Here is a 7703-nt window from a genome sequence, read left to right on the forward strand (position 1 = left end):
AACGTTATGGGCAAGTTTAAAAAAAAACGACAAAACGGACACGGACAGACAAGAGAACCACCGTTCTTTCGGTTTGACAGTTCTTGACTGTTAGACTGGCAGAATATAAATAAAAGTGGAGACCAGCAACCACTCAAAAAACGGGGCGACACCGAAAAGCCAAACGAGTAGGACAAAAATAAAATAGAAAAATATGAATTATTATTTAAAAGTTTTACAGAATTACGCAACATTTAGTGGACGAGCAAGAAGAAGTGAGTATTGGTATTTCGTCCTGTTCAACGTAATTATTTCAGTTGTATTTGGCATTGTTTGCGGACTAATGCAAGTTCCACAATTAGCCAACATTTACACATTGGCAGTTTTAATTCCATCGATTGCAGTTGGTGTCAGAAGAATGCACGATGTTGGAAAAAGTGGTTGGTTTTTATTAATACCAATATACAATTTAATTTTAGCTTGCACAGACGGCATACAAGGTGACAATGAATATGGTACAGACCCAAAGGCTAATACTTAATTGATAGACGGAAATAAAACCAGCCCATAACAGCGGTTTGGCAAAAGGCGGGCTGACGTGCTTCGTAGAAACATTTGTGCAAGGTTCAACATTTGTGCTTCGTATGAACTTTAGGGCTAAAAATCCCGCCCTTCGCCAAGCCGCAAAACGTTAACCCACATTTTTCGCGTGGCGCTTTTCAACAGAAATTTAGCTGATTATTGAGGTTTACGTTTTCTAAAAGTGTTTTTGAAAATCTTTCTTCAGAAACTAAACCTTAGCCGAAAGTTAGCCGAAAAGTAAAAATTGAAAAAGAAATCCGAAATAAAAGCCGGAAAATGATGGCGGAAAATCAAACCGAAAAATGGGGTTTGAAAATGTTTGCGCTGAAATCTTACTCAGAAAATAAGCAGAAACGGAAAGCAGAAAATGGAAAGTGGAAACCGAAAAGTGAAACTCGCAAAGTTTGTGTACTCAAGTTGATATAAAAAACGTGGGTTAACAGCCGTTACAAGAAATGGCGAATTTTGTAGTAAATTCACCTTTTCGTTTCGCAAGATTTTTTATCTTAGCCGAAAGTAATCAGTTCCGAAGTTCGCCACTTCTTGTAGCGGCGGAACGTTATATGCAAGCTTCTCGGAAATCCTACAATTCAAGAACCTAATGCAACAGATTGGGAAATAAGTCCGAAATAACCAAATTGAGAATGGCAGAATCCAACAAGGCATTGTCATAATCGAACAAGACGTTGGCAGAATCGAACAAGGCATTGGCGCAATCGAATAAGGCATTGGCAGAATCGAACAAGACACCGGCAAAATCGAACAAGACGATGGCGCGACCGAAATAGACAATGTCCAAATCGAACAAGGAAACGTCTCAATCGAACTAGACAATGTCACAACAAAACAAAGCATGAGCGCAAGTGAAAAAGAAGATACACAACAGAAAACAAATAGAAGTGGCAAATAAAACTTACCAATAGAAGTACGAAGCCAGCATATAACAGCCGTTTCTCGCAATTGCGAATTTTGTTGTAAGTTCACGTTCACATTTCGCAAGAATTTTTATCTTTAACAGAAAATAATTCGTTCCGAAATTCGCAACTGACGAGAAGCGGCGGAACGTTAGTAGTAATTGCGCTTTTTCTCAGAACTTCCCTTTTAAATTGGAGTCTTCTTCCGTGATACTATAAAGAATTTAGGAAATTATTATAAAATCAAGCCTTTACCAAAGTCAATAAAATTGAGTGGGCGTAGTATTAAAGTGTCTTGAAGTGCATAAATGAAGTATGACGAGCATAAATGACGTATGGAAGAGCATAAACGAAGTACGGAAGAGCATAAACGAAGTATGGAAGAGCATAAATGAAGTATGAAGAGCATAAATGAGGTATGGAAGAGCATAAATGAGGTATGACGAAGTATTAACAGAGTCTGGAAGTACATAAATGGAGTCTGATAGAAAATTAAAATGTTGCGTGACAATGAAAGTAGGCGCACCAACTACTAACAGCGGTTTCAAGAAATGGCTGGTTTATTTTTCTTAGACGGAAATTACTCAAAAGGAAAATTGTATATATTTACAACTAACTATAAAGTTGCCGCCACTTCGTGAAGCCGCGGAACGTTAGCAGTAATTGCTCCGCAGACCCGGAGAATTCAAGAACCTAACGCAATTTTAAGACAAAATAAGCATACTAAACTCAAGATATTTAATTTACAAAACAACTATAATGAAAATAAGAATAGTAATTTTAATGTTGTTATCACTTTTAAAAGTGTCAGGACAATGTGAATTAAAAAGCACTTACGATAAGTTTAAAAAATCTACTTTGTTTAGAACCGAAAACATAAGTGTTTACAATGGAAAAGAAAAATTCCAAATAATGCTTTTAAAGGACATAACAGAAAAAGACGCAGCATATGCTCTAGGTATAACTGTGGAAAAAACTGGTTGTATTACAAGAAAAAGTTACATGCAATTTTTGACTGATAAAAGTAATATAATTGAATTAAAATACGTTTTAGAAGTAGACTGCGGAACATCAAGTGCGTTATTTCTTCCAACTGAAAGTCAACTCAAAGAATTACTTAACTCAAATATAACAGATATCAGAATTTATTTTGATTATACTTTCGACTTGGAGTTAAACGAGGAAATGAAGAATAAAATCAAAGAAGTGTTGACTTGTATTTTAAATGCAAAAACCTAATTTTAAAAATGTGTTTAAAAAATTTAGTATAAGCAACTACTGCTAACAGCGGTTTTGCTCAATTGCTCCATTTCTTGCAGAAATGACGCAATTGTTTTCTATCTTCGTTTTTCCTAATCGGAAAAATTGGCGTTCCTTAAGCCGCAACTGAAGCAAAGCCGCGGAACGTTAGTGGCAAGAGTACCGCACGACAACGAAATTTTGAATAATGAATACATTTTTATTTGCTTGGAATCCTGAAAAATGGAATTGGACAACTCTTGAAGAAAACATTGAAGAACTTCAACAAACTGGAAGAGTTACACAAATGTGGAGTTGTGCAAGTCATAAATCAATTAAAGTTGGTGACAGAGCCTTTTTAATAAAATTAGGTAAGGGGAATCGGGGAATAATTGGTGCTGGATTTGTTGCTACACAACCATTTCTTGCAAAACATTGGAGCGGTTCTGAAAAAATGGTTCCGAGGATTAATATTGATTTTGAAGCTTTATTGAATCCAAATGAAGAGCCAATATTATCTATGGATTTATTAAAACAAGGAAAATTAATTAATCAACATTGGTCAACTCAATCTTCGGGCATTTCTATAAAAAAAGAAGTTACTGATGAACTCGAATCTGTATGGTTTGATTTTTTAACAACACAGAAAATTAGATTTAATCCTTTTGCGAGTTCTAATGATGAAAATCAAAAAACTTACACCGAAGGAACACCAAATCAAGTTCGCTTAACTAAATATGAAAGAAATCCATACGCAAGAGCAAAATGTATTGAACATTTTGGATTATCTTGTGCTGTATGCGAACTGAATTTTGAAAATGCTTATGGTACAATTGGAAAAGATTTTATACACGTTCATCATATTCGTCAAATATCTGATATTGGAAAGTCTTATCAAGTTAATCCAATAAAAGATTTAATTCCTGTTTGTCCAAATTGCCATTCTATGATACATAAAAGAAAAAATCCATATAGCATAAATGAGATAAAAGAAATGTATACTAAAAATAACTCCAGCCACTAACAGCCGTTTCAAGCAATGGCTGGTTTTATCTTTCTTAGTCGGAAAGTACTCAACCGGAAAATTGTATATATTTACAACTAACTATAAAGTTGTCGCCACTGCGTGAAGCGGCGGAACGTTAATGGTCAGCAGCCGAAATTACGCAGATATTCACAATTTTAATTCACATCTTTCTTCCGCAAAACGTTTTGGAATTAGATTGCGTTGAAACTTTTCAAGCCGACGTTTGAAAAATCATTCCAATTAGAATATTTAAAATTGCCAGAAGTCAATTTGGAACTTTAAAATGGAAAAACCGAAATGACGCGGAAAATTGGAAGTGGAAAATGTAGCATTAAGTTATTGGATTTTGAAAAATTATAGCAGAAAATACAAAGCTGAAAATGTTGCGATAGAATATTGAATTCAGAAAGTAAAATAATAAGTTGTTGCAGAAAGTGGAAAACTAAAAAATTGTTGCGGAATTTCGTAAAGCTGCCGAACCATTAACAGCCGTTTCTCGCAATTGCGAATTTTGTGGTAAGTTCACGTTCAAATTTCGCAAGAATTTTTATCTTTAACAGAAATTAAAAAGTTCCGAACTTCGCAACTGACGAGAAGCGGCGGAACGTTAGCCAACAGTTTATCAGAACCGCAGAAAAAACGAAAACATAATTATGAAAATACGGTTTTTAATTTTGCTTTTATTCATTTATGGTTGTGAAACTAAAACAAAAAAGATTATTTCTAAAAACTCGGAAATAGAAAAATCCGTTCAGAAGAAAATCGAAACAGAAAACAGAAAGTTTTTTGTCGGAGATTTTGACAATGACAAAGTTAATGACACTGCTTTTGTAAATTACAAATGGAATTTGGAAACAAACGAAATTGAATGCGAAAAAAATAATTGTAATATAAATATTGAGTTTAAAAAAGATATTCCAAAAATAAGTTTTGAGCAAAGTTTAGGAATTGTAGTTGCGAAAACTGAAGACATTAATAATGACAACGCAAATGAAATAATAGTTTTTTCTCGAACCAATGAAGGTTGGTGGAATAACATTTCCGTTTGGTCCTTTAAAAATCAAATATGGAAAGAGATTGCAGAAACTGATGCTTTTATAGGAAATGACAAAGATTCTGAAAACCGAGTAATTAAAGAAAAAGGGAAATATTATTTAATTGGAGAAGATAAATGGAATGAAGATGAAAACGGAAATTTTAAGAAAGTAAAAGTGAAATTATAAAAACCGTCGGCTAACAGCCGTTACACGCAATGGCGAAAAATGTGGTAAAATCACAATTTTCTTTCGCAAGAAATTATATCTTAGCAGAAAATACACAGTTACGAAGTTCGCCACTTCGTGTAGCGGCGAAACGTTAGGCGTAATTTTACGGGCGACCGTGCAAACATAAAAAGACAAGACAAATGAGAAAAACATTAGCAATTTTAGGACTGGCATTTTCAATGACAGCTTGTAATTTAATAAACTCTGAAATAGACGGAGAAAGAGTAAACGTGGACGACAGCACCAAAGTTTACACATTTAAAGACGACAATAAAAAAGTTACAGGGACTGTTATATTTTATGAACTTGACCCAAAGACAACGAAAAAATATAAAAAATCTTTGAGGGAAGTTAAAGAAGGAAAAAGAGTAAATAAAGGGTTTGACTATTATCCAAATAGTTCTATTAATGCAGAGTTTCCATATGACAACAATGGACTAATTACAGGAACAGTAAAATATTTTTACGAAAATGGACAGCTTGGTGCAACAATAGAATTTAAAGACAACAAGGAAAATGGCATAAGTAAAGAATTTAAAGACGATGGGGTTCAAACAAAAGAGATTGTTTATGAAGCTGGGACAAAACTGAAAGAGTATGATTTTGATGAAAGCGGAAAAAAAATAATTCCTGCAATTGAAAGACTCGAATTGGTAACATACAAAACTGGTTTTTTTGAATACGTTGACTATAATAGTAACCAATTGCTTTATCAACCAATGGTTATAATGAAATGGAAAAACAAATCAGACCAACCAATAACTGAAACCATTGAAATAGAAGGTGTATTTATTAATAACTCAAAAGAAGAAGAAATGGCAAAAGCATCTGATTATTTTCAAGGATATTCAGATGCACCATTACAACCTAATTTATCAAGACAAGGTGTTTTACAAAGCAGTGTAGGTTACACAAATGCCTCCGGCATTTATGGAGCAAACATTTCTTGTCAAATTATAATTAACAAACAACTTTTCAAGACTGTAAAAATTAGCAACAACTTTTTAACTACAAATAGAATCCAATAATATGCTTATACAAAAAATAAAAACAACAATAATTGTATGCTTTTTCTTTGCTGATTGCTTTGGACATAAAGTATTTGCTCAACAAATAACTACAATTACTGACCTGACAACAAATGCAACAGAAGCAAGTGCTGAACTTGAAACTATTTTTGATTTAGATGTTTTTCGTTACTACAACCTTGAAGGATATGACACAGAATTGAAAAAATCAGTTTATAAAAAGACTGCTGAGTATCAAAACTATCTTTTAGAATTAAAGGCGAAGAAAGTAGAAATGCTCAAAACAAATTATTACACAATTCAAACTGAAATGTTTAGCAGTATTAACTATGACGTAAGTAGAAAGGGATTTGAAATTGAGCTTGGAACTAACACAGGAATGGGAACGTATTCTGCAAGGACACCCAAATCAATTTACTTGCAAAATGGCGGTCACATTTTATTAAAAGGTTTGCCATCAAAACAAAAATCAGCACCAATCTTAGGACAAGGAATTTTAGTTGAAAATTTATTTCTTGCAATGAGTGAAGAGAATGGATTAGAAGTTGAAAATAACAAAGATGACGTTCAAATTTATTACTTTTTTACCCCAACAGGTAGAGAAAAATCTGTATTCAAATTTTACAATTATGCCAGCGGACAATTTAGAGGTTGGTATAATATAACCAACAACGACCTTAAATCAGACAAAGTGAGAATTGTTGTAGCAAATAAAACAACTGGAGCAATCTACTTTGACAAATCATATAATTATCAACAACCGCCAATAAAAAAGAAATAAAATGAACGAGCTAATTAAACAACTAACAGAAGTGCAAGAACTAATGGACAAGACGCTATTAGAAATTGGATTAAAATATTCTGTTCAACATCGGACACAAGACCAAACTATGGCAAAAAGTATCAACGAAAAAGTTGAAGTATTTCAAAAACTTGAACTCAAAATGCAAGACATCGAACGACAAATACGTGAACAGACGAAATAAAAACTACGCCTAACAGCACCTACAAGAAATTGGCGGTTCAGTGGTTAAATGAAGCTTTGTGCTTCGTATCAAGTTCAGTGGTGGCAGACAGTTTTCGTCTCCGAAATCGCCAACTTCTTGTAGCCGCAAAACGTTAGGCGCAAGCGTTCCGAAACTGCGGAAAATTCAGGAACCATTCACAACAATTGGAAAAAAATTAAATTTTCATATCACATTTTCTGAATTAAATCTAATGTTTCTGATTCCAGACTCAAATTTTCCAGTTCTGGAACCCAAGTTTGAGGTTGAAGAACCCTAGTTTGAGGTTGCATAACCCCAAATTTGACGTTTGGAACCCCATAAATGAGGTATGGAACCCCAAGTTTGGGGTTATACAACCCCGAATTTGACGTTTGGGACGCCAAGTTTGAGGTTCGGAATCCCAAAAATGAGGTTTGAGACTGCAAGAATGCTATATCAGACACTAAGAATGCTGTATCATACGCCAAATATGGAGTTTGCTGAAGTGGAAACTTAATAGTTGGCGTAAAATTGTGAAACTTAAGTTAGTATGAACGCCAGCGCCTAACAGCCGTTTCAAGCAATGGCTGGTTTTATCTTTCTTAGTCGGAAAGTACTCAACCGGAAAATTGTATATATTTACAACTAACTATAAAGTTGTCGCCACTGCGTGAAGCGGCGGA

General features: G+C 34.1%; 7 protein-coding genes. All 7 read left to right on the forward strand.

Features of this window, described 5'->3' with window-relative positions; all coding sequences use genetic code 11:
• Window positions 1-193 precede the first annotated feature (193 nt).
• Window positions 194-520, forward strand: coding sequence for a DUF805 domain-containing protein (locus tag Q0Q99_RS00570; RefSeq protein ID WP_293889871.1), 327 nt, complete (start codon window positions 194-196; stop codon window positions 518-520).
• A 1714-nt stretch (window positions 521-2234) separates the two neighbouring features.
• Entirely contained in the window at window positions 2235-2714 is a 480-nt protein-coding gene (locus Q0Q99_RS00575; protein WP_293889873.1) for a hypothetical protein, read from the forward strand.
• A gap of 208 nt (window positions 2715-2922) precedes the next feature.
• Complete coding sequence (locus Q0Q99_RS00580) at window positions 2923-3738, forward strand: HNH endonuclease (protein ID WP_293889875.1); 816 nt, start codon at window positions 2923-2925, stop codon at window positions 3736-3738.
• 656 nt (window positions 3739-4394) lie between these two features.
• A complete protein-coding gene (locus tag Q0Q99_RS00585; protein WP_293889877.1) occupies window positions 4395-4964 on the forward strand; it encodes a hypothetical protein in 570 nt (189 codons plus the stop codon).
• Between the two features lie 182 nt (window positions 4965-5146).
• Entirely contained in the window at window positions 5147-6034 is an 888-nt protein-coding gene (locus Q0Q99_RS00590) for a hypothetical protein (RefSeq protein WP_293889879.1), read from the forward strand.
• Window position 6035: 1 nt separating this feature from the next.
• Window positions 6036-6815, forward strand: coding sequence for a hypothetical protein (locus Q0Q99_RS00595; protein ID WP_293889881.1), 780 nt, complete (start codon window positions 6036-6038; stop codon window positions 6813-6815).
• 1 nt (window position 6816) lies between these two features.
• Entirely contained in the window at window positions 6817-7020 is a 204-nt protein-coding gene (locus Q0Q99_RS00600) for a hypothetical protein (protein ID WP_293889883.1), read from the forward strand.
• Window positions 7021-7703 lie beyond the last annotated feature (683 nt).

The organism is Flavobacterium sp. (assembly GCF_025352425.1).
Lineage (GTDB): Bacteria > Bacteroidota > Bacteroidia > Flavobacteriales > Flavobacteriaceae > Flavobacterium.

Excerpts from the sequence above, each read along its gene's own strand:
- Q0Q99_RS00570 (WP_293889871.1), top strand. The coding sequence starts at position 194 with ATGAATTATTATTTAAAAGTTTTACAGAATTACGCAACATTTAGTGGA.
- Q0Q99_RS00575 (WP_293889873.1), top strand. The coding sequence starts at position 2,235 with ATGAAAATAAGAATAGTAATTTTAATGTTGTTATCACTTTTAAAAGTG.
- Q0Q99_RS00580 (WP_293889875.1), top strand. The coding sequence starts at position 2,923 with ATGAATACATTTTTATTTGCTTGGAATCCTGAAAAATGGAATTGGACA.
- Q0Q99_RS00585 (WP_293889877.1), top strand. The coding sequence starts at position 4,395 with ATGAAAATACGGTTTTTAATTTTGCTTTTATTCATTTATGGTTGTGAA.
- Q0Q99_RS00590 (WP_293889879.1), top strand. The coding sequence starts at position 5,147 with ATGAGAAAAACATTAGCAATTTTAGGACTGGCATTTTCAATGACAGCT.
- Q0Q99_RS00595 (WP_293889881.1), top strand. The coding sequence starts at position 6,036 with ATGCTTATACAAAAAATAAAAACAACAATAATTGTATGCTTTTTCTTT.
- Q0Q99_RS00600 (WP_293889883.1), top strand. The coding sequence starts at position 6,817 with ATGAACGAGCTAATTAAACAACTAACAGAAGTGCAAGAACTAATGGAC.